The organism is Ferrovibrio terrae (assembly GCF_943372915.1).
GTDB classification, from domain to species: domain Bacteria; phylum Pseudomonadota; class Alphaproteobacteria; order Ferrovibrionales; family Ferrovibrionaceae; genus Ferrovibrio; species Ferrovibrio terrae_A.
The window spans coordinates 62,884-87,532 of the sequence record NZ_CALSAN010000014.1 but is presented as its reverse complement, the minus strand read 5'-3'; the positions used below and the strand labels follow the sequence as shown (position 1 = coordinate 87,532).

The 24,649-nt window shown below is 64.6% G+C and carries 27 protein-coding genes; 17 read left to right on the top strand and 10 right to left on the bottom strand.

Annotated elements, in window-relative coordinates; translation table 11 throughout:
- Nucleotides 1-31 precede the first annotated feature (31 nt).
- The 10 genes from AAG821_RS11910 (at nt 32) to AAG821_RS11865 (ending at nt 10,182) form a co-directional block, all read left to right on the top strand.
- Nucleotides 32-832 (top strand): YdcF family protein, encoded by an 801-nt coding sequence (locus AAG821_RS11910; protein WP_341912377.1) that lies wholly within the window; start codon nt 32-34, stop codon nt 830-832.
- 96 nt (nt 833-928) lie between these two features.
- Nucleotides 929-2,101 carry a lytic murein transglycosylase gene (locus AAG821_RS11905; RefSeq protein ID WP_341912379.1) on the top strand — a complete coding sequence of 391 codons (1,173 nt, stop codon included), beginning with the start codon at nt 929-931 and terminating at the stop codon, nt 2,099-2,101.
- 133 nt (nt 2,102-2,234) lie between these two features.
- Entirely contained in the window at nt 2,235-3,218 is a 984-nt protein-coding gene (locus tag AAG821_RS11900) for a septal ring lytic transglycosylase RlpA family protein (RefSeq protein WP_341912381.1), read from the top strand.
- A complete protein-coding gene (locus AAG821_RS11895) occupies nt 3,196-4,380 on the top strand; it encodes a D-alanyl-D-alanine carboxypeptidase family protein (RefSeq protein ID WP_341912383.1) in 1,185 nt (394 codons plus the stop codon). The genes AAG821_RS11900 and AAG821_RS11895 overlap by 23 nt, the downstream gene beginning before the upstream one ends.
- Nucleotides 4,377-5,057, top strand: a complete 681-nt coding sequence (gene tmk / locus AAG821_RS11890) for a dTMP kinase (protein ID WP_341912384.1) — start codon at nt 4,377-4,379, stop codon at nt 5,055-5,057. The genes AAG821_RS11895 and tmk overlap by 4 nt, the downstream gene beginning before the upstream one ends.
- Nucleotides 5,054-6,190, top strand: a complete 1,137-nt coding sequence (locus tag AAG821_RS11885) for a DNA polymerase III subunit delta' (RefSeq protein WP_341912386.1) — start codon at nt 5,054-5,056, stop codon at nt 6,188-6,190. The genes tmk and AAG821_RS11885 overlap by 4 nt, the downstream gene beginning before the upstream one ends.
- Nucleotides 6,191-6,235: 45 nt before the next feature.
- Nucleotides 6,236-6,970, top strand: coding sequence for a Crp/Fnr family transcriptional regulator (locus tag AAG821_RS11880; RefSeq protein WP_341912388.1), 735 nt, complete (start codon nt 6,236-6,238; stop codon nt 6,968-6,970).
- A gap of 177 nt (nt 6,971-7,147) precedes the next feature.
- The gene (locus AAG821_RS11875; RefSeq protein ID WP_341912389.1) at nt 7,148-8,119 is read left to right on the top strand and encodes a tripartite tricarboxylate transporter substrate binding protein; all 972 of its coding nucleotides are present in this window, start codon (nt 7,148-7,150) and stop codon (nt 8,117-8,119) included.
- A gap of 75 nt (nt 8,120-8,194) precedes the next feature.
- Nucleotides 8,195-8,665: a tripartite tricarboxylate transporter TctB family protein gene (locus tag AAG821_RS11870; protein ID WP_341912391.1), complete on the top strand. Its 471-nt coding sequence runs from the start codon at nt 8,195-8,197 to the stop codon at nt 8,663-8,665.
- An 11-nt stretch (nt 8,666-8,676) separates the two neighbouring features.
- Nucleotides 8,677-10,182 carry a tripartite tricarboxylate transporter permease gene (locus AAG821_RS11865; RefSeq protein WP_341912393.1) on the top strand — a complete coding sequence of 502 codons (1,506 nt, stop codon included), beginning with the start codon at nt 8,677-8,679 and terminating at the stop codon, nt 10,180-10,182.
- On the opposite strand, the gene AAG821_RS11860 is transcribed toward AAG821_RS11865, so the two are convergent.
- The 7 genes from AAG821_RS11860 to AAG821_RS11830 form a co-directional block, all read right to left on the bottom strand.
- A complete protein-coding gene (locus AAG821_RS11860) occupies nt 10,166-10,783 on the bottom strand; it encodes a hypothetical protein (protein ID WP_341912395.1) in 618 nt (205 codons plus the stop codon). The genes AAG821_RS11865 and AAG821_RS11860 overlap by 17 nt on opposite strands.
- A gap of 98 nt (nt 10,784-10,881) precedes the next feature.
- Entirely contained in the window at nt 10,882-11,688 is an 807-nt protein-coding gene (locus AAG821_RS11855; RefSeq protein WP_341912397.1) for an alpha/beta hydrolase, read from the bottom strand.
- On the bottom strand, nt 11,675-12,064 hold the full coding sequence (locus tag AAG821_RS11850) for a hypothetical protein (protein WP_341912399.1): 390 nt from the start codon (nt 12,062-12,064) through the stop codon (nt 11,675-11,677). The genes AAG821_RS11855 and AAG821_RS11850 overlap by 14 nt, the downstream gene beginning before the upstream one ends.
- On the bottom strand, nt 12,061-12,426 hold the full coding sequence (locus AAG821_RS11845) for a MaoC/PaaZ C-terminal domain-containing protein (protein ID WP_341912400.1): 366 nt from the start codon (nt 12,424-12,426) through the stop codon (nt 12,061-12,063). The genes AAG821_RS11850 and AAG821_RS11845 overlap by 4 nt, the downstream gene beginning before the upstream one ends.
- Nucleotides 12,423-13,913 (bottom strand): long-chain fatty acid--CoA ligase, encoded by a 1,491-nt coding sequence (locus AAG821_RS11840; protein ID WP_341912401.1) that lies wholly within the window; start codon nt 13,911-13,913, stop codon nt 12,423-12,425. The genes AAG821_RS11845 and AAG821_RS11840 overlap by 4 nt, the downstream gene beginning before the upstream one ends.
- A 2-nt stretch (nt 13,914-13,915) precedes the next feature.
- Nucleotides 13,916-14,671, bottom strand: coding sequence for an enoyl-CoA hydratase/isomerase family protein (locus AAG821_RS11835; protein WP_341912402.1), 756 nt, complete (start codon nt 14,669-14,671; stop codon nt 13,916-13,918).
- The gene (locus tag AAG821_RS11830; protein ID WP_341894045.1) at nt 14,671-15,297 is read right to left on the bottom strand and encodes a TetR/AcrR family transcriptional regulator; all 627 of its coding nucleotides are present in this window, start codon (nt 15,295-15,297) and stop codon (nt 14,671-14,673) included. The genes AAG821_RS11835 and AAG821_RS11830 overlap by 1 nt, the downstream gene beginning before the upstream one ends.
- A gap of 277 nt (nt 15,298-15,574) precedes the next feature.
- On the opposite strand from AAG821_RS11830, the gene AAG821_RS11825 reads away from it, so the two are divergent.
- Genes AAG821_RS11825 through AAG821_RS11795 form a run of 7 tightly spaced genes read left to right on the top strand, consistent with a single transcriptional unit; the run spans nt 15,575 to nt 21,807 of the window.
- Nucleotides 15,575-16,774 carry a substrate-binding domain-containing protein gene (locus AAG821_RS11825; protein ID WP_341912404.1) on the top strand — a complete coding sequence of 400 codons (1,200 nt, stop codon included), beginning with the start codon at nt 15,575-15,577 and terminating at the stop codon, nt 16,772-16,774.
- A gap of 52 nt (nt 16,775-16,826) precedes the next feature.
- Entirely contained in the window at nt 16,827-17,603 is a 777-nt protein-coding gene (locus AAG821_RS11820; RefSeq protein WP_341912406.1) for an ABC transporter ATP-binding protein, read from the top strand.
- Nucleotides 17,600-18,322 carry an ABC transporter ATP-binding protein gene (locus AAG821_RS11815; protein ID WP_341912408.1) on the top strand — a complete coding sequence of 241 codons (723 nt, stop codon included), beginning with the start codon at nt 17,600-17,602 and terminating at the stop codon, nt 18,320-18,322. Before AAG821_RS11820 ends, AAG821_RS11815 begins: the two co-directional genes overlap by 4 nt.
- Complete coding sequence (locus AAG821_RS11810; RefSeq protein WP_341912410.1) at nt 18,319-19,335, top strand: branched-chain amino acid ABC transporter permease; 1,017 nt, start codon at nt 18,319-18,321, stop codon at nt 19,333-19,335. The genes AAG821_RS11815 and AAG821_RS11810 overlap by 4 nt, the downstream gene beginning before the upstream one ends.
- Nucleotides 19,336-19,343: 8 nt before the next feature.
- Nucleotides 19,344-20,432 carry a branched-chain amino acid ABC transporter permease gene (locus tag AAG821_RS11805; RefSeq protein WP_341912414.1) on the top strand — a complete coding sequence of 363 codons (1,089 nt, stop codon included), beginning with the start codon at nt 19,344-19,346 and terminating at the stop codon, nt 20,430-20,432.
- The gene (locus AAG821_RS11800) at nt 20,429-21,274 is read left to right on the top strand and encodes an alpha/beta hydrolase (RefSeq protein WP_341912416.1); all 846 of its coding nucleotides are present in this window, start codon (nt 20,429-20,431) and stop codon (nt 21,272-21,274) included. The genes AAG821_RS11805 and AAG821_RS11800 overlap by 4 nt, the downstream gene beginning before the upstream one ends.
- Nucleotides 21,275-21,315: 41 nt before the next feature.
- The gene (locus AAG821_RS11795) at nt 21,316-21,807 is read left to right on the top strand and encodes a Fur family transcriptional regulator (RefSeq protein WP_341912418.1); all 492 of its coding nucleotides are present in this window, start codon (nt 21,316-21,318) and stop codon (nt 21,805-21,807) included.
- Nucleotides 21,808-21,825: 18 nt separating this feature from the next.
- Here the strand turns inward: AAG821_RS11795 and AAG821_RS11790 are convergent, their stop codons facing one another.
- Genes AAG821_RS11790 through metC form a run of 3 tightly spaced genes read right to left on the bottom strand, consistent with a single transcriptional unit; the run spans nt 21,826 to nt 24,646 of the window.
- Nucleotides 21,826-22,581 carry an enoyl-CoA hydratase gene (locus AAG821_RS11790; RefSeq protein WP_341912420.1) on the bottom strand — a complete coding sequence of 252 codons (756 nt, stop codon included), beginning with the start codon at nt 22,579-22,581 and terminating at the stop codon, nt 21,826-21,828.
- 23 nt (nt 22,582-22,604) lie between these two features.
- Nucleotides 22,605-23,459 carry a GNAT family N-acetyltransferase gene (locus tag AAG821_RS11785; protein WP_341912422.1) on the bottom strand — a complete coding sequence of 285 codons (855 nt, stop codon included), beginning with the start codon at nt 23,457-23,459 and terminating at the stop codon, nt 22,605-22,607.
- Nucleotides 23,460-23,461: 2 nt separating this feature from the next.
- Nucleotides 23,462-24,646, bottom strand: coding sequence for a cystathionine beta-lyase (metC, locus tag AAG821_RS11780; RefSeq protein ID WP_341912424.1), 1,185 nt, complete (start codon nt 24,644-24,646; stop codon nt 23,462-23,464).
- Nucleotides 24,647-24,649 lie beyond the last annotated feature (3 nt).

The following is a 24,649-nucleotide window of genomic DNA, read 5'->3' as shown; positions in this document are numbered from 1 at the left end:
TCGAATCGCCCCTCGAAAGGCCCCTCCGTTCATGCTGGGACAAGTCCTCGCCGTTTTCGCCAATCCGGGCAGCATCCTGTTTGCGCTGCTGCTGCTGTCGCTGCCGCTGTCCTGGTGGCGGGCGACGCGGCGTGCCGGCTTTGCACTGGGCGGGACGGTTCTGCTGGCGGTTCTGGTGCTGGGCGCGCTGCCGTTGCACGACTGGTTGCTGCGGCCCCTGGAGGAGTATTTCCCGGTTGCCGAGCCCCCAGCCCGGGTTGATGGCATCATCGTTCTGGGCGGCGCGGAGGAGCCCGCCATCATGGCTGCCCGCGGCTGGCCCGAGCTGAACAGCAACGCCGACCGGCTGGTGGCCTTTGCCGCACTGGCCGCGCGCTACCCGCAGGCCAGGCTGGTGTTCAGCGGTGGGACTTCTGCATCGCGCGAAGAGGGAGCGGTGACGGAATCCGACGTCGCGGCGGCGGTTTTCGCCAAGATGGGCCTGGACCCCGACCGCGTGCTCTATGAACGCGTATCCCGCAATACCATCGAAAACGCCCGGCTTTCGCTTTCTGTTGCCAGGCCGCAGCCGGGCGAGGTCTGGCTGCTGGTCACCTCGGCCCGCCACTTGCCGCGCGCGGTGAACTGCTTCAATGCGGTGAATTGGCCGGTGCTGCCTTACCCGGTGGATTTCCTGACCGGCAAGCCGGTCCAGTTTGATTTCACGCCACTGCGACGGCTCTCTGCCCTGAATTTCCTGACCAAGGAATGGCTGGGACTCGCCGGTTATTGGCTCCTGGGCCATACCCATGACCTGCTGCCGCCGCGCAGGGTGGCCGACGGCAGGCCGTGAAATGTCACACCGCGAACCTTGGCGAATCGGGCTCACTTAGGTTAACACCTTGAACCATTTGAAGATTGTGGAAGCGGAGGGTTGAGGATGCGAAGCTTGCGGCTGGCCGTTGTGCTGCTTGGTTTCGGTCTGGTCGTGGCTTGCGGCTGGCGCCCCTCGGGACAGCCGCGCGAAGGCTCCGCTGCCGCGCAGTCCGCCGCTGCCGCCACGCCGGCGACGGCTGAAACGCCGGCCGCCAACCCGGCTGTCACGGCCGCCGCCCCGAGCGCCGGCAGTACGCCGGCAGCCCCGCCAGACGCCACCGCAGCGGTCGCGCCGTTCAACCGTGTCGAATTCGAGGCCTTCCTGACCGAGGTGCGCAGCGAGGCGATCCAGAAGGGCATCAAGCCCGATGTGGTGCGCACTGCGCTGACCGGTGTGGAGCCGATCATGCGGATTATCGAGCGTGACCGGAACCAGGCCGAGTTCAAGCTCAGTTTCGCCACCTACCGCGACCGTGTCATCACCTCCACGAATGTGCAGCGGGGCCAGAAGCTGCGCGACGATCATCAGGCCCTGCTGCGCCAGGTGGCGCAGCGTTACGGCGTACAGCCGCGCTTCGTGCTGGCGATCTGGGGCATCGAGACGCGGTATGGTGCAGTGAAGGCCGATGTGCCGCTGGTGCATTCGCTGGCCACGCTGGCCTTCGACCGGCGCCGATCGAGCTATTTCCGCAATGAGCTGTTTGCGGCGCTGACCATGCTGGATCGCGGCTATATCGATTTCCCGACCATGAAAGGCTCCTGGGCTGGTGCCATGGGCCAGCCCCAGTTCATGCCGAGCAGCTATCTGGCCTATGCCGAGGATTTCGATGGCGACGGCCGGCGCGACATCTGGAACAACACCGGCGATGTCTTCGCCTCCATTGGCAACTACCTGGCCAAGCATGGCTGGAATACCGCCCAGACCTGGGGCCGGGAGGTGCGGGTCTCCAGCGATCTGCAAAAGCGTCTGGGTGAGTTTGCCCGCGAGGGCCGGTCGGGGTGCCGCGCCATCGACCAGATGACCCGGGACATGACCCTCGAGGAATGGAGCCGGCTGGGCGTTCGCCGGGCCGATGGCGGGGAATTGCCCAAGGCCCAGCAGAGCGGGGCCCTGGTGCAGCCGGACGGCCCCGGCGGGCCCAGTTTCCTAGTCTATGGCAACTACCGCTCGGTCCTGCGGTATAACTGCGCCCATCACTATGCTTTGACGGTGAGCCTGCTTGCCGATCGGCTGGGTGACGGTTAAAATACCCCACATATAGGCCATGAATCGTCGTCGGCACGCCATCCCTTGCTCGGACCGGGGGGCTCGGGGGGACTCCCGAACCACATCGCAGCCCCGTGCCCTGACGCGCACCCTGACGCGGGCAGCCCCGGTTGTGCTCCTGCTCGGCCTGTCGGCCTGTTCTGAGGTCACCCTGTTCAATCATGCCAGCAAGTCGGTGATGCGCAGCGATCAGCCGAGCCAGGCGGCGATCGCCAAGGGTGGCATCTACAAGGTTGGCAATCCGTACCAGATCAACGGTGTCTGGTATTACCCGAAGGAAGATCCCAACTACGACGAGACCGGTATCGGCTCGTGGTATGGCGAGCAGTTCCACGGCAAGGCGACCGCCAACGGCGAAGTTTTTGATATGAACGAGGTGACGGCGGCGCATCCGACGCTGCCGATGCCGTCGCTGGTGCGTGTCACCAATCTAGAAAACGGGCGCTCCATTGTCGTGCGGATGAATGATCGCGGCCCCTATGCCAATGGCCGCGTGATTGACCTGTCACGCCGCAGCGCCCAGTTGCTCGGGTATGATCGGCAGGGCACGGCCAAGGTTCGCGTGCAGTATATCGGCCCGGCGCCGCTGGCCGGCGATGCGCCCGGCGCGCAGCTTGCCTCGCGCGCCGGCGCTGACGAGCGGCCCTCGGCTGCACCGCGCGGCGGTGTTTCGGCCGAGGCGTTGCCGCCACCGCCGGGTGCCAAGGGCCGCAGCGCCGATGTGGTGCAGACCGCGCCGTCGCAGGTGTCGCCGATGCAGGTGCTGGCAGCGCAGAATGCCGGCAATCCGCAAGCGGCTGGCGGTACCGCACTGGTGACGAAATCTGACTTGAACCAGCAGAAGGTCGAGAACGGCCCGGCGCGCGGCGGCCAGATCTATGTGCAGGTCGGAGCCTTCACGCTGCATGAGAATGCGCATAAGCTCGCGGCCCAGATGTCGTTGCTCGGCCCGGCCAATGTCAGCTCGACCTTTATCAATCGACAGGAATTCTTCCGCGTCCGCCTCGGCCCGTTCAATCAGGTCGCCGCGGCCGATCAGGCCCTGCAGCAGGCGATCAATAACGGACAAACCAATGCGCGTATCGTTGTGGAGTAAGTATGTCGTCGTCGCTGTTGCGGCGGTGATCGCGGTGAGTGTGGTGCGCCCGGCTGCGGCGCAGCTCGGCCAGGTCGAGACGCTCGCCCGCCAGATGATCCTGATGGATTACGACACCGGCACGGTGATCTTCGACAAGAATGCCGACGAGCTAATGCCGCCGTCGTCGATGTCGAAGCTGATGACCGCCCTGATGGTGTTCGAACAGCTCGAAGCCGGCAAACTGCGCCTGGACGATATGCTGCCGGTGAGCGAGAAAGCCTGGCGCATCCAGGGCTCGAAGATGTTCGTGCCGATTGGTGGCCGCGTGAAGGTGGAAGACCTGCTGCGCGGCGTGATCATCCAGTCAGGCAATGACGCCTGCATCGTGCTGGCGGAAGGCATCGCCGGCACCGAGGAGCGGTTCTCCGAGATGATGACCGATCGCGGTCGTCAGATCGGCCTGAAAAACAGCACCTTCCGCAATGCATCCGGCTGGCCCGATCCGCAACATCTGACCACGGCGCGCGATCTGGCCCTGCTGGCCCGCTACATTATCAGCCGCTTCCCGCAGTATTACCATTTCTACTCCGAGAAGGAGTTCACCTACGGCATCGATGGTGCGACCAAGAAGCCGATCACCCAGGGCAACCGCAATCCGCTGCTCTACAAGGACGGGGGCGCCGATGGCCTGAAGACCGGCCATACCGAAGCAGCCGGCTATGGCCTAACGGCATCGGCCAAGCGCGGCGACCGCCGCCTGATCATGGTGTTCAACGGCTTGAAGAGCATGAACGAGCGCTCGCGCGAAGCTGAACGCCTGCTTGAGCTCGGCTTCAGCCAGTTCGACAATTACAAGCTCTTCACTGCTGGTGCCGTGGTGGACGAGGCCGATGTGTGGCTCGGTGATGCGCCGCGCGTTCCGCTGGTGATCGACCGCAACCTGGCCCTGACCCTGCCGCGCCAGACCAAGGGCAACATCAAGGTTACGGTATCTTACGAGAATCCGATCCCGGCGCCGATCGCCAAGGGCACGCCCGTCGCCAAGCTGGTTGTCGCCAACAAGGACGCCACGCTGATGGAAGTGCCGCTGCTGGCGGGTGCCGATGTGCAGCAGCTCGGCTTCAGTGGCCGTATCAGTGCCGCCGTCAGCTATCTGCTCTGGGGCGCGAAGAAGCAGTGACCGCCCAGGGCGGTGACCTGCGCGGCCGCTTCATCACGCTTGAAGGCGGCGAGGGCGCCGGCAAATCCACCCAGGTGAAACGTCTGGCTGCCACGCTGTCAGCGCATGGGATCGAGGCCGTGCTGACCCGCGAACCGGGGGGCACGCCGGGTGCTGAAGACATCCGCGCATTGCTGGTCACTGGCGATCCCGATCGCTGGGATGCGATGACCGAAACCCTGCTGCATTATGCCGCCCGTCGTGCCCATGTTGAAAAGACGGTGAAGCCGGCGCTGGCGCGCGGCGCCTGGGTAATCTCCGATCGCTTTGCCGATTCCACGATGGCTTATCAGGGCTATGCCGGCGCGGTCGGTCGCGAAGCCATCGCCGATCTCCACAAATTGGTGCTGGGCGATTTCCAGCCTGACCTGACCCTGGTGCTGGATCTGCCGGTGGAAGCCGGACTGGCCCGCGCCAAAGCCCGGATGCAGGGTGGCATCAGGCAGACCCTAGACGTGGCTGAAGACCGATACGAACGTATGGGCCTGGCGTTTCATGAAACGCTGCGTAAGGCGTTCCACGACATCGCGGCGCGCGAACCGCAGCGCTGCCGCCTGATCGATGCCGGCGGCGATCCAGACCAGGTTGCTGCCGCGCTCTGGCAGGCGGTGGCGGCAAAGTTTAACCTGACCCCATGAGCGATTACGAACCACAGGACGCCGCCTCCTGGGGGCCACGGCACAATGCCGCCCTGTTCGGCCACGCGGCGGCCGAGACGGCACTGCTGGAAGCCTGGGGTTCTGGCCGCCTGCCGCATGCCTGGATGATCACCGGGCCGCGCGGGGTCGGCAAATCGACACTGGCCTTCCGCTTCGCCCGGTTCCTGCTCGCGCATGGCCCGGCCAGCGGTTTCGATTCCGGACCCAGCCTGTTCGGTGATGCACCGGTGCTGCCCGACACGCTGGCGATCCCGGAAGACAATCCGGTTTTCAGTCGTGTCGCCAATGCCGGCCATGCCGACCTGATCACGGTGGAGCGCAGCTGGGACGACAAGAATGATCGCTGGCGCGGCGATGTCGTGGTGCAGGACGTGCGTGCGGTGATCGACCGCTTTGGCAAGACCGCTGCCGAAGGCGGCTATCGCGTCTGCATCGTCGATGCCGCCGATGACATGAACATCAATGCTGCCAATGCGCTGCTTAAGATCCTGGAAGAGCCGCCACCGAATGCGGTGCTGCTGTTGGTCAGCCATGCGCCGGGCAGCCTGCTGCCGACCATCCGCTCGCGCTGCCGCCGCCTTGCGCTCAAGCCGTTGGATGAGGCGGCGATGCAGCAGGCACTGACCGGCCTGTTACCCGATCTGGATGCGGCCGAACGGCGTGGTCTTGGCGTGCTGGCCGAAGGCTCGCCCGGCCGGGCGGTGACGCTGGCGGCGCAGGGCGGCCTCAAGCTGCTGCATGGCCTGCTCGACATGGTGGCCCAGCTGCCCAAGCCCGATATTGCCAAGCTGCATGCCTTTGGCGATACCCTGGCGCGCGACCGCAGCGGTGCCGGTTTTCAACTGATGACTGAATTGTTCCGCTGGTGGCTGGCGCGATTGGTGCGTGCCGCCGCCGCCGGCCGGATCGGCGGCGTCGGTTGGGCAGAAATCTTCCCCGGCGAAACCGCCCTGGCCCAGCGTCTGGCGCAATGGCAGGGACCGGCCCGCTGGGCCGAGGACTGGGAACAGCTGGGTCGCTTGCTCGACCGCGGGGAATCGGTCAATCTCGACCGCAAGCAGATGCTGCTCAATCTGTTTGCCGCCCTCGGGCGGTCAGCCGCAGCGCGCTGACGCCGGTATAGGCTGAAGTCGGTATCATTGGGCAGGGGGAATTTCATGGCCAAGGCAGCCGTTGGCGCCACTGCGCCCGACAGTCTGGAAAAGATCGAACTGCTGAGCGAACTCAGCCCGGCCGCGCGCGCCGATGTCGAGCGCGCCTGCCAGTGGCGCCGCTTCGCTGCCCATGAACAGATTCTGGATCGCAACAGCGACAGCCGCGATGTCTATTTCGTCGTCGATGGCACCGTCGAGGTGGTGAACTTCTCCGGCAATGGCCGCGAGATTTCCTATGCGCTGGTTTCCGCCGGCAGCTATTTCGGCGAGATCGCCGCCATCGACGGCGAGCGTCGTTCGGCCAGCGTGGTGGCGCAGACCACCTGCCGGCTGGCGGCCCTGCCGCCCAAGGCCTTCGAGGCGCTGGTGGCACGCGAGCCGATGGTCGGTCTCAAGGTGATGCGCCGGCTCACCGCGATCATCCGCGCCAACAACGAACGCATCATGGATCTTGCCACGCTGGGCGCGATCCAGCGCGTGTATCGCGAATTGCTGAAGCTGGCGCGTCAGGATCCACTGAATGCCGATGGCTGGATGATCTATCCGATGCCCAAGCAGCATGAGATCGCCCGCCGCGCCGCCACCACGCGCGAGACGGTGGCGCGCGTGCTGGCCAACCTGCTGCATGGCGGTCAGGTCACGCGCAAGGACAAGACCTACTATCTGACCGACCGCGGCGCGCTGGAACAGGCGATCGTGCGGCTGGATGTGCGCCAGAGCGGCCACGGCCTGGCCTAAAACCTACCTGTCATCCCGCAATACAAGTGATGCTGCGCTGCAAAGCGCCGGCAGGCCCGCGCGTTTCCACATTGCTCTGACATATCAGATGGGAGATAGTACCCTGATGGTGCACTGACGCGCGGTTGAACGACGCGACAGGCATCGAGGAAACGTCAATCAGCAGGAGGGATACCCATGCGTGGGTTCAAGGCATTCGTCACCGGACTGGTGGCAGGCGCGGCCATGCTCGTTGCGGCCGGCGCACAGGCAGCTTATCCGGATCGTCCGATCACCATGATCGTGCCCTGGGGTGCTGGTGGCGGCACCGACGCCACTGCGCGCATCATTGCCAGCCTGATGGAAAAGGAACTCGGCCAGCCGGTGAATGTGGTGAACCGCACCGGCGGCAGCGGCGTGGTCGGCCACTCCGCCATCGCCCAGGCCGCGCCCGATGGCTACACCATCGGCATGATCACGGTCGAGATCGCCATGATGCACTGGCAGGGCCTCACCGAGCTGACGCCGTCCTCCTACACGCCGATCGGTCTGGTCAATGCCGATCCGGCTGGCATCCATGTGCCGGCTGACTCGCCCTACAAGACGGTCAACGAGCTGCTGGCGGCGATCAAGGCCAGTCCGGGCAAGTTCAAGGCTTCGGGTACCGGCCAGGGCGGCATCTGGCATCTCGCCATTGCCGGTTTGCTGCGCGACCAGAAGATCGATCCGGCCACCGTGGCCTGGGTGCCGAGCAACGGCGCAGCACCGGGCCTGCAGGATATGATCGCCGGCGGTGTGCAGATCGTGCCGTGCTCGCTGCCCGAGGCGCGCGCGCTGATCGAAGCCGGCAAGGTGAAGAGCCTGGCCATCATGGACCCCAAGCCCTCGGCGCTGTTCCCCAATGTCCCGACGCTGAAGAGTGCAGTGGGCAGTGACTGGACCATGGCAGCCTGGCGCGGCATTGCCGCACCGAAAGGCGTGTCGAAGGAAGTCTCCGACAAGCTGCTCGCCGTGCTGAAGAAGGTCTATGACAGCAAGGACTACCAGGGCTTCATGGCACAGCGCGGCTTCGGCATTATCTGGGCCGGGCCGGAGGATTACGCCAAGTTCATGGCCAAGTCCGATGCCGATCTGGGCGCGGTGATGAAGGCGGTCGGGATCGCCAAGTAATCCGCGTTTTCTGAAAACTGCCGGTGCGGCGCGCAATGCCGCACCGGAGATTTCCCCGTCCGGCAGGTTGGCGCAATGCGAATTCATGATGCTCTGAGCGGGTTTGTGCTCGCCATTCTGGCTGTCGCCGTCCTGGTTACCGTGAGCCAGTATCCACCCACCCCGGGGCAGAATATCGGCCCCTCGGCATTCCCGGCCCTGCTGGCTTTCCTGCTGCTCGGCTGTTCGCTGCTGCTGATCTGGCGCGGCATCCGCGGCCAGCGCCAGGCCCTGGTCAGCCTCGGCGCATGGACACGCTCGCTGCCGCATGTGGTGAACTTCCTGCTCGTGATCGGCGCGCTGCTTTTCTATGTGTTCTGCTCGAATTTTCTCGGCTTCATCATCAGCAGCACGCTGATCCTGGCGGCACTGTTCCTGTCGCTGGGCGTGCGCATCGTGCTGATCCTGCCGATCGCGGTTGGCGTGACTCTGCTGATCCACACCATCTTCTACAAACTTCTCCGCGTGCCGCTGCCCTGGGGGCTGCTGCAGGGCCTGCACTGGTAAGGAGCGGAGCCATGGGTTTTGTCGATTACGTCGCGCAGGCTTTCCAGCTGGTATTCGATCCCTATGTACTGCTCGTCATGCTGTGTTCGGCGGCCTTCGGCCTGTTTGTCGGCGCCATCCCGGGATTGACGGCCACAATGGCCACCGCGCTGCTGGTGCCGATCACCTTCTTCATGCCGCCGGTGCCGGCTGTCGCCGCCATTGTCACCGCCACCGCCATGGCGATCTTCTCGGGCGACATCCCCGGTGCCTTGCTGCGCATTCCCGGCACGCCGGCTTCGGCCGCCTATACCGATGAAGCCTACCAGATGACCCTGAAAGGGCAGGCCGAGACGGCGCTGGGGGCCGGACTGGTTTTCTCGGCGATTGGCGGCCTGTTCGGCACGGCGGTGCTGATCACGGCGGCACCGGCGCTGGCCGAGGTGGCGCTGAAATTCTCATCCTTCGAATACTTCTGGCTGGTGATCCTTGGCCTGTCCGCGGCCGTCTTCATCGGCAGCAGCAGCGTGCTGAAGGCGATCATTTCACTGCTGATCGGCCTGCTGGTCGGCTGTGTCGGCCTTGAGAATCCGGGTGGCTATCCGCGCTTTACTTTCGGCAATACCGAGTTGATGGGCGGGGTCAGCATGATTCCGATGATGGTCGGCATGTTCGCCATCTCGGAAGTGCTGCGTTTTGTCGTGAACACCGATCCGCCGGCGCGTCTGGTGATCAAGCGGCTGGGCAATGTCTTCACCGGCATGTGGGATTTGCTGCTGAAATATCCCGGCGCCATCCTGCGTGGCAGCGTGCTGGGTACGCTGGTGGGCATCCAGCCGGGCGCCGGCGCCGATATGGCATCCTGGATGTCCTATGCCGTCAGCAAGAAATTCTCCAAGGAGCCGGAGAAATTCGGTACCGGTCATGTCGAAGGCATCGTCGAGTCCGGTGCGGCCAACAATTCCTCGCTGGCCGGGGCCTGGATTCCGGCCCTGGTCTTCGGCATTCCGGGCGACTCGATCACGGCGATTGCCATTGGCGTGCTGTATCTGAAGGGACTCAATCCCGGCCCGACGCTGTTCCTGAACAACCCGGAGAATGTCTACGCCATCTTCCTGGTGTTCATCGTGGCCAATATCATCATGGTGCCGCTCGGCTGGCTGGCGATCCGGCTGTCGACCAATATCCTGCGCGTGCCGGGCAATATCCTGATGCCGGTGATCCTGCTGTTCTGCGCGGTCGGCTCGTTTGCCATCAACAACACAGTCTTCGGCGTCACCATCACGCTGGTCTTCGGCCTGCTGGCCTATGTGATGGAGGAGAATGGCTTCCCGGTGGCACCCGCCATCCTGGGCGTGGTGCTGGGCACCATGCTGGAGGAAAATTTCGTCACCTCGATGATCAAGTCCGATGGCAACCTGATGATCTTCTTCGAACGCCCGATTGCCGCCGGTCTTGGCGTTGCCACCATGACCATCCTGTTCTGGCCGTTGGCCAGCTGGGCGGTCCGGCGGCTGCGGTCTAGGCCGGCACACTAGCCGCGCGCAGTTTTCCCCGCCTGCGCCACCAGCCGGCGATGCGCAGCGCAATGGCCAGCAGCACCAGAACCACCGGCAGCCAGTAGAGCGGCATGTCTGGTGTGCGCTTGGCATTGGTGATGATGAAGGACAGCGCGATATACCAGGCGCCGCACCAGTGCAGGATGCGCCAGTTGCGCGCGCCCAGCCACGCCACCGCGCGGTCGAAGGATGTGGCCGCCATCAGCAGGATGAACAGATAGGCCGAGCCGCCGCTGACCAGCGTGCCGATGCTGGTCATGCTGCTGAACAGTGCAGGATCGCGGATGGCAAAGGCGATAATGACAATGGCGTGCAGGCCATGCGATGCGGCAAAGCCGACGCCGATATAGCGGCGGTTGCGCAGCAGCCAGCGTGTCTTGCTGCCAGGCCACAAGGCGACCAGCGCCGAGGCGATGAAGGTCGGCAGGAACAGCAGCAGCGACGTGCGTGCCGTGGCACGGATCGCGGTGCGGATGGCATCGACGGAAAAGCCGTCGGCGGCCACGATGCCGAGCACCATCAGGCTGAGGAGGGCCGTCAGCAGGCCAGTCAGACGCCAGCCATTCATCCAGTACGACATTGCCTTCCGGCCTCCCTGTGAAATCGCAGCGAGTGTTTTCCGATGCGAGACTGCAGGCAAGTGATGGCCGTTACAGGTTCAGAGTGAAGTCGGTCCGGTCACAGGGACGTGATAAAACTGGTCAGTGCGCGGTTGTAGTCGTCCGGCACCTCGAGATGCGGCGTATGGCCGGCATTGTCGAAGCAGTATCGCCGTGCGCCGGCGATGTTGGCGGCCAGCCACTGCCCGACGGCGGGTTCGTAAAGCTGGCTCTCGCCGCCATGCAGTACCAGCACCGGCAGGGCCAGTTGCGGCAACAGGCAGCGGAAATCCTGCTGGGCCATTGACGACCACAGTGCCGCCATGGCCTGGCCGTCATTGTTCATGATCTCGTTGGCGACCCAGCCGCCGGTCTTGGCATCGGGAATACGGCCGCGGGCGAAGAGACGCGGCATGGCATTCTGGCTGTAGGAGATCCAGTCGTTGCGCATGGCCTCAACCGCGGCTTCGCTCTGCGCGGCGTCAAAACCGTTGCGAATGCCGAAGCGCCAGCCGGGCTCGTTGGTGATCTTGACAGTCATATCTTCGATGACCAGGCCGCCGATCTGGTCGCTGCCGTATTGGGCGATGTAGTCGAATGCCACCATGGCGCCCATCGACCAGCCGATCAGGACCGCGTCATTCAGTTTGCGCTCCACGATCAAGGCATGCAGGTCGTCGGCTAATTTCCGGATATTGAGTTCGTTCAGCGGCGCCCAGCTGTTGCGATGGCCGGGCAGATCGGGGATCACCAGCCGGCAGCTGCTGCTCAGGCTCTCCACCTGGGGGGCAAAATAGCCGCCATGGCTGGACCAGCCATGCAGGAAGATCAGCGGCCGGCCGTGGCCCTTGTCGAGGACATGCATCACGCCGTCAGGCCCCGACATCCTTGGCCAGCACCAGGGCGCGGCCGCGACAGTAAATTGTGCCGGCGGCATCAGAGCAGGTGGTGGCGAGATCGACCAGATGCTTGTCGGGACGCAGGCGCGTGATCTCGACCCGCGCGATCAGCTCCGTGCCCACCGGCGCGGCTTTCTCGAAGCCAAGCTCCTGCTTCAGATAATTGGTGCCGAAGCCGGGCAGTTCGACACCCAGAAGGTAGGAAAACAGCGCACCGATCAGGGGTTCGGGCACGGTGGTCAGCGGCGCCGTGCCGCCAGCCAGTGCCTGGAAGGCGGTAAGGTCATCGGCGGTGAAGCTGCGACGAATTTCGGCATGATCGCCGACCCGCATGCCCTTATGGCTGATGGATGCGTCGCTCATGGCAGGGCGATCTCCGTTTGGCCATCCAGCACCACTGCGCCATCGGCAACGCGGGTTACCTGCGTAGTCAGCACGCGGCTGCCGCCCAGCGCCGCGGTCTCGGTCAGGGTGAAGCGGTGCATATCCCCGGCATAGGCCGGATTGGGAAACATCAAAGCCTGACTGATCTGGCGCGCGCCGGGATACTGCTTCTGGATCATGCCCCACAGCACTGTATAGAGCAGCATGCCGTGGCTGACCGTGCGGCCGAAGCGGGTGCGGGCTGAAAACGCCGGGTCGACATGGATCGGGTTGTTGTCACCGCTGACAGTGGCAAAGCGGTTAAACTCGTCCTGGCTCAGGCTGCGGTCGAGACTGATCATGGCGTTCCTGCAAACCGATTGCGCAGCACGTGTTTCTGCACCTTGCCAGCGGCCGTGCGCGGGAAATCCTCGATGATGCGGATATGCTTGGGCACCTTGTAGGCCGCCAAGTTCTGTCGGCAGAAGGCGCGTAGCGCTTCGGCATCCATCGCTGCATCTGGGTGGGGCAGCACATAGGCACAGCCGACTTCGCCCCATTTCTCATCCGGCACGCCGATTACTGCGCATTCCAGGACGCCCGGGAATTTGTAGATCGCGATCTCGACCTCGGCCGGATAGACGTTCTCGCCACCGGAAATGAACATGTCCTTGATCCGGTCGACAATATAGTAATAGCCGTCCGTATCGCGGCGGGCGACATCGCCGGTGCGCAGCCAGCCATCGCTGGTGAAGGCGGCGCTGGTCGCCGCCTCGTTGTTCCAGTAGCCCGGCGTGATGCCGGGACCGCGGATCTGCAGCTCACCGGCGTGGTCGACGGGCAGGGGCTGGTCATTGTCATCCACCACGCGCACTTCGGCGAGAATCTGCGGCTTGCCCACGGAGCCAATTTTCGTCTGGGCATGGGCGCGATCCATCAGGAACACGGTGGGGCCGGTCTCGGTCATGCCCATGCCGTTGCAGACCAGAACGCCGCGCCCGGCAAACAGTTCGATCAGGCTGGCCGGCAGCGGCGCGCCCCCACAGCCCCAGCTGCGCACCTTGGTGAACTCGGCCGTGGCAAAATCCTTATGCAGGCTGATCGCCTGATAAATGGCCGGCACACCGAAAAAGGCCGTGCAGTCGCCGGTCTGCAGTGCGGTCATCACCGGATCGATCTCGAATTTCTTCAGCACCTGAATGGTGCCGCCCCACATCAGCAGCGGCAGGGTATGTAGGTTGATGCCGGCCGTATGGAACAGTGGCAGGAAATTCAGCGTCGTATCGCTGGAGGTCAGGTCGATGGCCTGGCCGATATTGATCGCATTGGCATAGGCCATGCGCGGTGTCTGGATCACCGCCTTGGGCTTGCCGGTGGTGCCCGAGGTATAGAGCATGTACCAGATGCGATCCGGCTCCCATGCCGTGTCGTACTGGCCCGGCGCCGCGGTGGCGACAGCCTGTTCGTAAGCGGCGAAGGACAGCAGCGGCAGGTTCAGTTCTGCCGCCAGGGCGGCATGCTCGGCATCATGGATCAGCAGCTTCGGCGCGGCATCCTGCGCCACCGGGATCAGCTCCGGTGCCGGCTGACGCCAGTTCAGCGGCACTAGGATGGCCCCCAGCTTGCCGCAGGCAAACAGGATCTCGAAAAAGCTGGTGCTGTTCTGACAGAGGATGGCGATGCGATCGCCACGGGCGATGCCGTTCGCCTGCAGCCAGGCGGCAAAGCGGCAGGCACGATCATCAAGGTCGCGATAGGTCAGGCGGCGACCACTTTCACGCTCGATGAAGGCGATCTTGTCAGGGCTCAGCTCAGCGCGGCGGGCGGCAATGTCGAAAACCATCTGCATGGCTAGGCGCTCTTTGCCAGGAAACGCACCATGCCGGCCTCGGCTTCGGCGCTGTCAATCTGGTCTACGAAGGCACGTTGTTCGGCCAGCAGGCCAGCGGCGCAGTCTTGTGCCAGCAGGCGCTTGGTGCAGGCGACGCTGCCCGGCTGCTTGCTGCGCAGCTCCAGCAGCCAGCCTTCAATGGTGCTGTCCAGACTGTCGGGCTCGGCCAGCGTGGTGGCAAGACCGAGCTGGACGGCTTCCAGCGCCATGATGCGGCGGTTCAGCAGCTGGATCTCGCGCGCCTGCTGATAGCCGATACGGGCGGGCAGCATGGCGGTCCAGCCACCATCGGGACTGAAGCCGACCTCGGTATAATAGGGCTGGATGAAGGCCTGCGGCGTGATCACCACCAGATCGCAGGCGAGCAGGAAGCCCAGTGCGCCGCCCGTCAACGGACCATGGATGCGGCCGATTACCGGGACCGTCAGGCCGAGCAGGGCGAGGATGGCGCGGTTGAGGCTGCCGACCAGCCCTGCGGCATAGGCGCGACGCTCGCCGCGCGGCACGGCTTGAAAACCGGCGACATCGCCGCCGGTGCTGAAGCTGCGGCCGGCCGCCTGCAGCACCACGGCACGGATGTCCTTATTGGCGGCAATACGCTCGAGATCGGTATTCAGGCTGTCGAGCAGCGCCGGCACCAGGCTGTTGTGCCGCTCGGGGCGGTTTAGCGTCAGCCGCGCCACGCCATCGGTGATATCGAGCAGCGTTGCGGCCATCAGCGCGGTGCCCTGGCGGCGATGCCATGCGCCACCATGGCGGAGGCGACATCGATGATAGGGTCGAGGGGTGTTTTCGGATCCCACAACCCGTAGCGCTGGCCGAGGAAGACGGAAATACCCATCAGCATCCAGGCGCGCACTTCTGTTGCCGTGTCATTCTTGCCCGGCGCGATCTCGCCGCGCTTTTCGGCGGCGGCCAGTGCGATGCGATAGGATTTGGCGAAGTCGGTGTAATACTGGCGGTAGACCTTCTCGTCGACGAACTGCGACTCTTCCACCACCTTGTAGAGATCGGGATTGCGCCGCACGAAATCGAGGAAGGCGCGCAGACCAAGCCGCTCGGCTTCTATGCGGTCGCGGGCGCCTTCGGTCGCCTCGGTCAGATGGTGGCGCAGCATACGGCCCATATGCAGGACCAGCTCGCGCATCACATCTTCCTTGCTGCGGAAGTAGATGTAGAAGGTGCCCTGGGCGACGCCGGCCTCGGCCGTGATCGTGCTGATCGAGGCCTCGGCAAAGCCGCGCCGGCCGATCTCGCGCTGGGCGGCATCGAGAATCTTGCGGCGGGTCTGTTCGCCACGGCCGGTTTTGGGCAGTGGCAGGGCGCGTTTCCTGGCGTTCATGTGAGCCATGAATCTCTTGTCATATTCACTTTTTTGGAACCCTCCGCATGCGGTCCGGGGGTGATTTGCCGGAATGCAGCTTGACGGCTCAACGGGCGGACAGTACAAATCTATGAAACATGAATCAACTGTCATGTTTGTGGGCCGTCCAGCGGGCGCGGTCTGCCAGCGGCACCGGGACAACCCGGGCCAAGCAGAGGGAGGAGCCGATGTCGCGCATGTCGCATGCCAATACTCGCGTCTCCGTCGCCATGCCCGCATCGCAAGGGAGAGATACATGCAGCGCGTGATGAAGACAGTGGCCGTGGCCGCCGCACTGACCGCCGGTCTGGCGCTGTCGGCGCAGGCCGCCGACCTCAAGATCGCTTTGATCACCAGCAAGACCGGTCAGCTCGAGGCTTATGCCAAGCAGACCGAGACCGGCTTCATGATGGGCCTGGAATACCTGACCAAGGGCACCATGACCTGGCAGGGCCGCAAGGTGGTGGTCATCACCAAGGACGACCAGCTCAAGCCCGACCTGGCCAAGTCGCTGCTCGAGCAGGCCTATGCCGATGACAATGTCGACCTGGCGGTGGGCACCACAGGTTCGGGCGGCGCGCTCGCCATGCTGCCGGTCGCCGAGGAGCACAAGAAGATCCTGATCGTCGAGCCGGCCGTGGCCGACGCGATCACCGGCGAGAAGTGGAACAAGTATATCTTCCGCACCGGCCGCAATTCATCTCAGGACGCGATTGCCGGCGCCGCCTCTTTCCCGGCCTCGGGTGAGGTCAGCATTGCCACGCTGGCACAGGACTATGCCTTCGGCCGCGATGGCGTGAAGGCGATGAAGGATGCGCTCGCGCAGATCCGCCCGAACGTCAAGATCGTGTTCGAGGAATACGCACCGCAGCAGACCACCGACTTCACGGCTTCGGCGCAGCGCATGTTCGACGCGCTGAAAGACAAGCCGGGCAAGCGCATCATTGCCGTGATCTGGGCCGGTCCGCATCCGCTGCCCAAGATCGCCGACCTGAAGCCGGAGCGTTTCAACATCGAGATCGCGCCAGGCGGCAACATCCTGCCGGTGATGAAGCTCTACAAGCCCTATCCGGGCATGGAAGGCGCCGTCTATTACTATCACGACTTCCCGAAGAACCCGATCAACGACTGGTTCGTGGCCGAACACAAGAAGCGCAACAACGGCAACCCGCCGGACTTCTTCACCGCCGGCGGTTTCGCCGCTGCCTCGGCTGCACTGACCGCCGTGCAGAAGGCTGGTGGCACCAACACCGACAAGCTGATTGCTGCCATGGAAGGCATGGCCTTCGATACCCCGAAGGGCACGATGATCTTCCGCAAGGAAGACCACCAGGCGATGCAGCAGATGTATCACTTCAAGGTCAAGAAGGACGGCAAGGACGAGAACGACCTTCTGGATCTGGTGCAGACCATCCAGGAATCGGCCATGCCGCTGCCGATCCGCAACAAGCGTTGATTACGCCTGCCGCCGGGACGTCATGTCCCGGCGGTCTTTTTTGTTCAGACAGATGTCCGCCACACCCACACTTGAAACCCGCGACCTGACGATCCGCTTCGGCGGCCATGTCGCCGTCAATGCCGTCAGCTGCGCCTTCCAGCCCGGCACGCTGACCGCCATCGTCGGGCCCAATGGCGCCGGCAAGACCACCTATTTCAATCTGATTTCCGGCCAGCTCAAATCCACCTCGGGCCAGGTGCTGCTGCGTGGCGAGGATGTCACCGGCCTGACGGCCTCGGCGCGCACCAAGCGCGGCATGGGCCGGGCGTTTCAGCTGACCAACCTGTTCCCGAATCTTACCGTGATGGAGAATGTGCGGCTGGCCGTGCAGTCGCGCGCCGGTGCCGGCCTGCAGCTGCTGCAGCTGTGGAGCCATCGCCGCGACCTGATCGAGAAGGCCGACAGCCTGCTGGAGCAGGTGCGCCTGCTCGACAAGCGCAATGCCATCGCCGGTGCGCTGCCCCATGGCGACCAGCGCAAACTGGAAGTCGCCCTGCTGCTGGCGCTGGAACCTGACGTCTTCATGTTCGACGAGCCGACCGCTGGCATGTCGGTCGATGAAGTGCCGACCATCCTCGACCTGATCCAGGGCATCAAGGCGCGCGGCGACAAGACCGTGCTGCTGGTCGAGCACAAGATGGATGTGGTGCGCAGTCTCGCGGATCGCATTATTGTTTTACATAACGGCCAGCTGGTCGCCGATGGCGAACCGGCCGCGGTGATCGCATCGCCCGTGGTGCAGCAAGCCTATCTGGGCCTGCCGCCAGAGGGGAGTGCGGCCGCATGACCGACATGCTGAAGCTGCAGGGCGTGCACACCCATATCGGGCAGTATCACATCCTGCATGGCGTCGATCTCGTCGTGCCGCGCGGCCAGCTCACCATGCTGCTGGGCCGCAATGGCGCCGGCAAGACCACCACCTTGCGCACCATCATGGGCCTGTGGCAGGCCAGCCAGGGCAGCATCACCTTCGATGGTCGCGATATCACGAAAACGCCGACGCCCGAGATCGCCCAGGCCGGCATCGCCTACGTGCCCGAGAATATGGGCATCTTCGCCGACCTCACGGTGCGCGAGAACATGATCCTCGCCGCCCGCGGTGGCGAGATCGATCCGGTGCGTCTGAAGTGGATTTTCGGCCTGTTTCCGGCGCTGGAGAAATTCTGGTCGCTGGCCGCCGGCGTGCTGTCGGGCGGGCAGAAGCAGATGCTGGCGATCGCGCGTGCCATCGTCGAGCCGCGCGACCTGCTGCTGATCGATGAACCGACCAAGGGTCTGGCACCGGCCATCATCATGAACATGGTGCAGGCCTTCAAGGAACTGAAAGCCACCGGCGCCACCATCCTGCTGGTCGAGCAGAATTTTCTTGCCGCCAAGCTGCTCGGCGATCATGTCGCGGTGATGGATGATGGCCACATTGTCCATACCGGGGCCATGGCGGCGCTGGCGGAAGACGCGACGCTGCAGCAGAAACTGCTGGGCCTGAGCATGGAGGCGCATCAATGACCGCTGTTGCCGATACGCCTGCCGCCATCTTGCCGAAGGTGAAGATCGATTACCTGCCGATGCTGCTGGTGCCGCTGCTGATGCTGGTGGCGCTGCCCTTCGTCGGCAGCGTGTCGACCTGGGTGACACTCACCGTGGCGGCGCTGGCCATGGGCATGATGATCTTCCTGATGGCCTCGGGGCTGACCCTCGTTTTCGGCCTGATGGACGTGCTGAATTTCGGCCATGGCGTGTTCATTTCCTTCGGCGCCTATATGAGCCTGGTGGCACTGGGCCCGCTTGCCGGCTGGGTGGAGTCCGACAACCTGCTGCTCAATATCGGCGTGCTGCTGGCCTGCATCCTGGTTGCCATGGTGGTCACCGGCGGCCTCGGCTATGCCTTCGAGCGTATCGTCATCCGCCCGGTCTATGGCCAGCATCTGAAGCAGATCCTGATCACCATGGGCGGCATGATCGTGGCCGAACAGATGATCCATGTGATCTGGGGTGCCAGCCCGATCCCGTTGCGGCTGCCGGAGGGCCTGCGCGGCGCCATCGTGATCGGCGATGCGGCAATGGAGAAATATCGCGTGATTGCCGTGGTGCTGGGGCTCGCCGTGTTCGGCGCCATGTATCTGATCCTCAACCGCACCAAGATCGGCCTGCTGATCCGCGCCGGCGTGGAGAATGCCGAAATGGTCGAGGCGCTGGGCTACAAGATCCGCCGGCTGTTCGTCGGCGTCTTCATCGCCGGTTCGGCGCTGGCCGGTCTGGGCGGCGTGCTCTGGGCTTTCTATCGTCAGACGCTGACCGCCGGCATGGGCATGGAAGTGAACGTGCTGATCTTCATCGTCATCATCATCGGCGGCCTGGGCTCGGTCGGCGGCTGCTTCATCGGCGCGCTGCTGGTGGCGCTGGTGGCCAACTACACCGGCTTCCTGGCGCCCAAGCTGGCACTGGGCAGCAGCATCCTGCTGATGGTGGTGATCCTGCTGTGGCGGCCGCAGGGCCTCTATCCCGTGGCCAAGCGGTGAGGGGAGATATGTCGATGCTGCCCAACAATCCGATCCACAGCCTGCTGTCCGGCGACTATCCGCGCTCGCGCGTGCTGGGTGTTCTGCTGTTCGTCGTGCTGATCTGCCTGGCTTTTGCGCCCTTCCTGTTCCCGGGCAGCCAGCCGCTCAACGTCGCCGCGAAGATCTGCGTCTTCGTCATCCTGGTGGCGAGCTATGACCTGCTGCTCGGCTATACCGGGATTGTTTCCTTTGCCCATACGATGTTCTACGGCATCGGCGGCTATGGCGTGGCGATCGCCATGTACAATTTCAGCCCCACCTGGAGCGCGCTGGGCATCGGCGTGGTCGTCGCCCTGGTGCTCGCCATCCTGCTGGCGCTGCTGATCGGCCTGTTCAGCCTGCGGGTGCGGGCGATCTTCTTTGCCATGATCACGCTGGCGGTGGCATCCGCCTTCGCCATCCTGGCCTCGCAGCTCAACGAGATCACGGGCGGCGAAGATGGCCGCAGCTACCGGATTCCGGAAATGCTGCGGCCGGCCTTCCGCCTGTTCGACGAACCGGTCATGGGCGTGATGATCAATGGCCGCATCCTGTCCTACTACCTGATCTTCCTGTCGGCGCTCATCCTGTTCCTGCTGGCGCTGCGGGTGGTGAACTCGCCCTTCGGCCGGGTGCTGCAGGCGATCCGCGAAAACGATTTCCGTGCCGAGGCACTGGGCTATCGCGTCGTGGTCTATCGCTCGATCGCCAACTGCCTGTCGGCCGGCATGGCCACCCTGGCCGGCGTGCTGATGGCACTGTGGCTGCGGTATACCGGGCCGGACACCACGCTCAGCTTCGCCATCATGATCGACATCCTGCTGATGGTGGTGATCGGCGGCATGGGCACGCTCTATGGCGCCGTGCTGGGCGCCACCATCTTCATCCTGGCGCAGAATTACCTGCAGGTGCTGATGGGGCAGTTCAGCGGCATGCTGGAAGCCGCCGGCATTCCCCTGCTGCCCGGCCTGTTCCATGCCGACCGCTGGCTGCTCTGGCTCGGCATCCTGTTCGTGCTCAGCGTCTATTTCTTCCCGGTCGGCATTGTCGGCAAGCTCAGGCAAATGCGCTCATGAACGCGCCGGTTTCGCGCTATCTCACGCTCGCCGGCCGCAGCGTCCATCTGCTCGACTGGGGCAGGGCGGATGCGCCGGCCGTGATCCTGTGGCACGGCTTTGCCCGCAACGCCCGTGACTTCGATGATCTGGCCGCCGCGCTCAGCGCGCAGTACCGCCTGCTGGCCGTCGACACCATCGGCCGGGGCTTCAGCGAATGGAGCCCGCAGCCGGATGCGGAATACACCGTGCCCTTCTATGCGCGGCAGGCCATCGAACTGTTCGATCATTTCAACCTGACCACCGCGCGCTGGGTCGGCACCTCGATGGGCGGCCTGATCGGCATGGCGGTGGCGGGCACGGCGCTGAAGGACCGCATCAGCCACCTGGTGCTCAACGATGTCGGCCCGGCCATCGCGCCCGGGGCGGTCAGCCGCATCCTCAGCTATGCCGGCACGCCGCCGGCCTTTGCCACGCTGCCTGAGCTGGAACAGTATTTCCGCACCATCTATGCGCCCTTCGGTATTGCCACCGATGCCGGCTGGCAGAAGCTGGCCGAAACCTCGGCCCGCCGGCTGCCCGATGGCCGTCTGACCCCGCATTACGATCCGCAGATCGCCGCCGTGCTGGGCCGCCAGGCCGCCACCGTCACCGGCGATGCCTGGCCGCTCTATGACCAGATCACGGCGAAAACCCTGCTGCTGCGAGGCGCGGTATCCGACCTGCTGAGCGATGAAACCGCCGCCGAAATGACCCGGCGCGGACCGAAGGCGCGCCGCATCGACATGCCGGGCATCGGCCATGCCCCGGCCCTGGATACGGTGGAGCAGATCGCCCTGATCGCGGCGTTTTTGGCCGAATAGGGGCCATTGGCCGGAACCCGGCCCCGCCCTATACTGAGGGCATGTCCCGCCACGCCCATCAGCACAGCTCCCATTCCCATGGCCATGATCATGCCGCCTGCATCAGCGATGCGCTGGCGGCAGCCGAAAGCCATTGCAGCAACACCGGCGCCCGGCTTACGCCGATCCGCCGCCGGGTGCTGGAGCTGATCTGGCAGAGCCACAAGCCGGCCGGTGCCTATGACCTGCTGGCCCAGCTGGGCGGCGATGGCCAGAAAGTGGCGCCACCCACCGTCTATCGCGCGCTCGATTTCCTGGTCGAACAGGGACTGGTGCACCGGGTAGAAAGCCTGAATGCCTTCATCGGTTGCACCGCGCCCGGCCATGCCGTGCAACAGGAAATCTTCATCTGCCGCCAGTGCGGCACCGCCACCGAGATCAACGATCCTGAACTCGGCACCCGCATCCAGCAGGATGCCCGGGCGCTGGGTTTCCAGGTCGAACGCCAGACCATCGAGGTGGTCGGCGTCTGCCGCGACTGCCGCGCGCTCTGATCTGAAACGGATGTAGTCTCAGCCGAATTTCGGCGGCCGCTTCTCGAAAAAGGCAGTCATCGCCTCGCGGGCCTCGGCCGATGTCAGCTGGCTGCGGAAATGCTCGCCTTCCAGCGCCATCTGCCCGGCCACATCGCCCTTGGTGCGCTTCAGCAGCTGCTTGGTCAGCTTCATCGCCGTCGGCGGCTTGGCCGCCAGCTTCTGTGCGATCTGCAGGGCTTCCGGCACCACACGGGCATCGGGGAAGATCGCATTGGCGATGCCATAGGCCTTCGCCGTATCGGCATCGAAGGGTTCGCCCAGCAGGAACAGCTCGGCGGCGCGGTGATGGCCGATCATGGCCGGCAGCAGCAGCGATGAAGCGGCTTCCGGCACCAGCGCCAGGTTGACGAAGGGCAGCGACAGCTTGGCCCCGGCGCCGACATAGACCAGGTCGCAATGCAGCAGCATGGTGGTGCCGACGCCAACCGCCACGCCGGTCACGGCGGCAACCAGCGGCTTGCTGGCCGTGCTGATGGCGCGCAGGAAGCGGAAGACCGGCGTGTTGTCGCCCTGCGGCGGATTGTTGAGGAAGTCCTGCAGATCGTTGCCGGCCGTGAACGCCCCACCATTGCCGGCGAACAGGATCACGCGCACGGCGGCGTCAGTCTCGGCGGCCTCCAGTGCATCGGCCAGCGTGGCATACATCGCCGAGGTCAGCGCATTCTTCTTTTCAGGCCGGTTGAAGGTGATGGTCAGGATGCCATCGGCCTGTGCAGTCAGGATCTCGGTCATTGTTTGCTCCCCGGAAGCCGGTTTCAGTCGGCGAGCAGCAAAATGGCATAGTCTCCGATGCGCGTGAAGCCTATCGCTAGGTAAGCCGTCTGGGCTGCCGGGTTATCCTCCGGCGTGAACAGCACGGCCTGAGTGACGCCGTCGCGCCGCGCCAGATCCAGCGCGCCGGCAACCACGGCCCGGCCATAGCCCCGGCTGCGGCTTTCCGGCGGGGTCCAGACATTGCCGATCTGCACGGTATCGGGCAGGCGCGCATTGAAGCAGCAGCCGGCCACCGGCCGGCCGTTGTCCAGCAGGATGAACTGGCTGCCTTCCGCAATCCAGCGAGTCACTTCGCCGGCGGCGCTTTCCGCCAGGGCCTGCGACGGCGTGGCGCCCAGGCTCTCGCAGCAGAAATCGAGCCGCCACTGGTACAGCAGCTCGTAATCCGCAGGCGTGGCACGGCGGCAGTGCAGGCTCTGGCCCTGCAGCAGCGGCGGCGGCAGCACCAGCCGGTCCAGCGCCAGCGCCATCAGCATTTCACGCGAGCGCAGCTTGTGGTGGGCGCCATCCTGCGCGATGGCATCCTCGGCATCCAGCGCCTGCTGCCACGGACCGATAATGCCGGCCACTGCGCGGCCATCGGCCACCATGCGGGCGACGGCGCCAGCATGCCGCGGCGCATAGACCGCCAGCATGCCCTGCCAATACAGCGCGGCGGCACCGACGATGCGCGCGCCATCGAAGGCGGCAGCATAGCGGCCCTGATAGGGTTCGGTGCCGTCGACGATGCCGCTTTGCGCCAGGTTGGAGCGCAGGATCATGGTTTCGGCGGTATGGTCACGCAGGAAGGCGTCAAGCTGCGGCTGGTCCTGCGGGGTGAGAAGGCGAATGGTCACGTTTATCCCTGTGCCTTGTTCAGTCGGTCGAAGCCGGCCTTCAGGTCGGCGATCAGGTCGCCGGTATCCTCCAGGCCGATATGCAGGCGGATCAGCGAACCGTGATCCTGCCAGGGTTCGGCGGTGCGCACGCTCTTGATCGCCGGCACCGAGACCAGGCTTTCATAGCCGCCCCAGGAATAGCCGATGCCGAACAGCTCGAGATGGTCGACGAATTCGGCCACCGCTGCATCGCTGTATTTCTTCTGCAGTTCGAAGGCGAACAGGCCGCAGGCGCCGAGGAAGTCGCGCTTCCAGATGCCATGGCCCGGATCCTGCGGCAGGCCAGGATGCCGCACGCTGGTGACTTCCTCGCGGCTGCGCAGCCAGTCGGCCACGGTGAGACCGCTCTCCATATGGCGCGGCAGCCGCACCGCCATGGTGCGCAGGCCGCGCAGGCCGAGATAGACCTCGTCGGGGCCGGCATTGGCACCGATGGTGCGCGCGGTGTCGCGCAGGGTCGGCCACATCTCCTTGGTGGCGATCACGATGCCCAGCATGGCATCGGAATGGCCGACGATATACTTGGTCGCGGCATGCACCGAGAGATCGACGCCATGGCTGAAGCTCTTGAAATAGAGCGGCGTGCCCCAGGTGTTGTCCATCGCCAGCTTGGCGCCATGCTTGTGCGTCACCTCGGCGATCGCCGCCACATCCATCATCTCGAAGGTCAGCGAGCCCGGTGATTCAATGAACACCAGTGTGGTGTTGGGGCGGAACAGCGCCTTGAAGCTCGCCATGTCGATGGCGGTCTTGAAATACTCGGTCTCGACGCCGAGCCGCTTCAGCACGGTGTCGCAGAAATGTCGGGTCGGGCCATAGATGTTGTCGACCACCAGGATATGGTCGCCGGCCTTCACCACGCTGAGGATGGCGCCTGAACAGGCGCCGGCGCCCGACGGATAGGCGATGGCGCGATAGCCGCCTTCCAGTTCCGCCACGGTATTCTCAAACGCATAGGTCAGCGGCGTGCCGACACGGCCATAGGAGGTGACCTGCTTGTCTTCCGCCCGAGCGGTATACACGTCAGCCAGGGCCTTCAGGCTCGGCTGCAGGATGGTCGAGGCGCGGTAGACCGGGATATTGACGGCGCCGTGATGGCCTTCCGGATCGCGGCCGAGTGTGGCGAGCTTGGTTTCGTCTTTCATGGC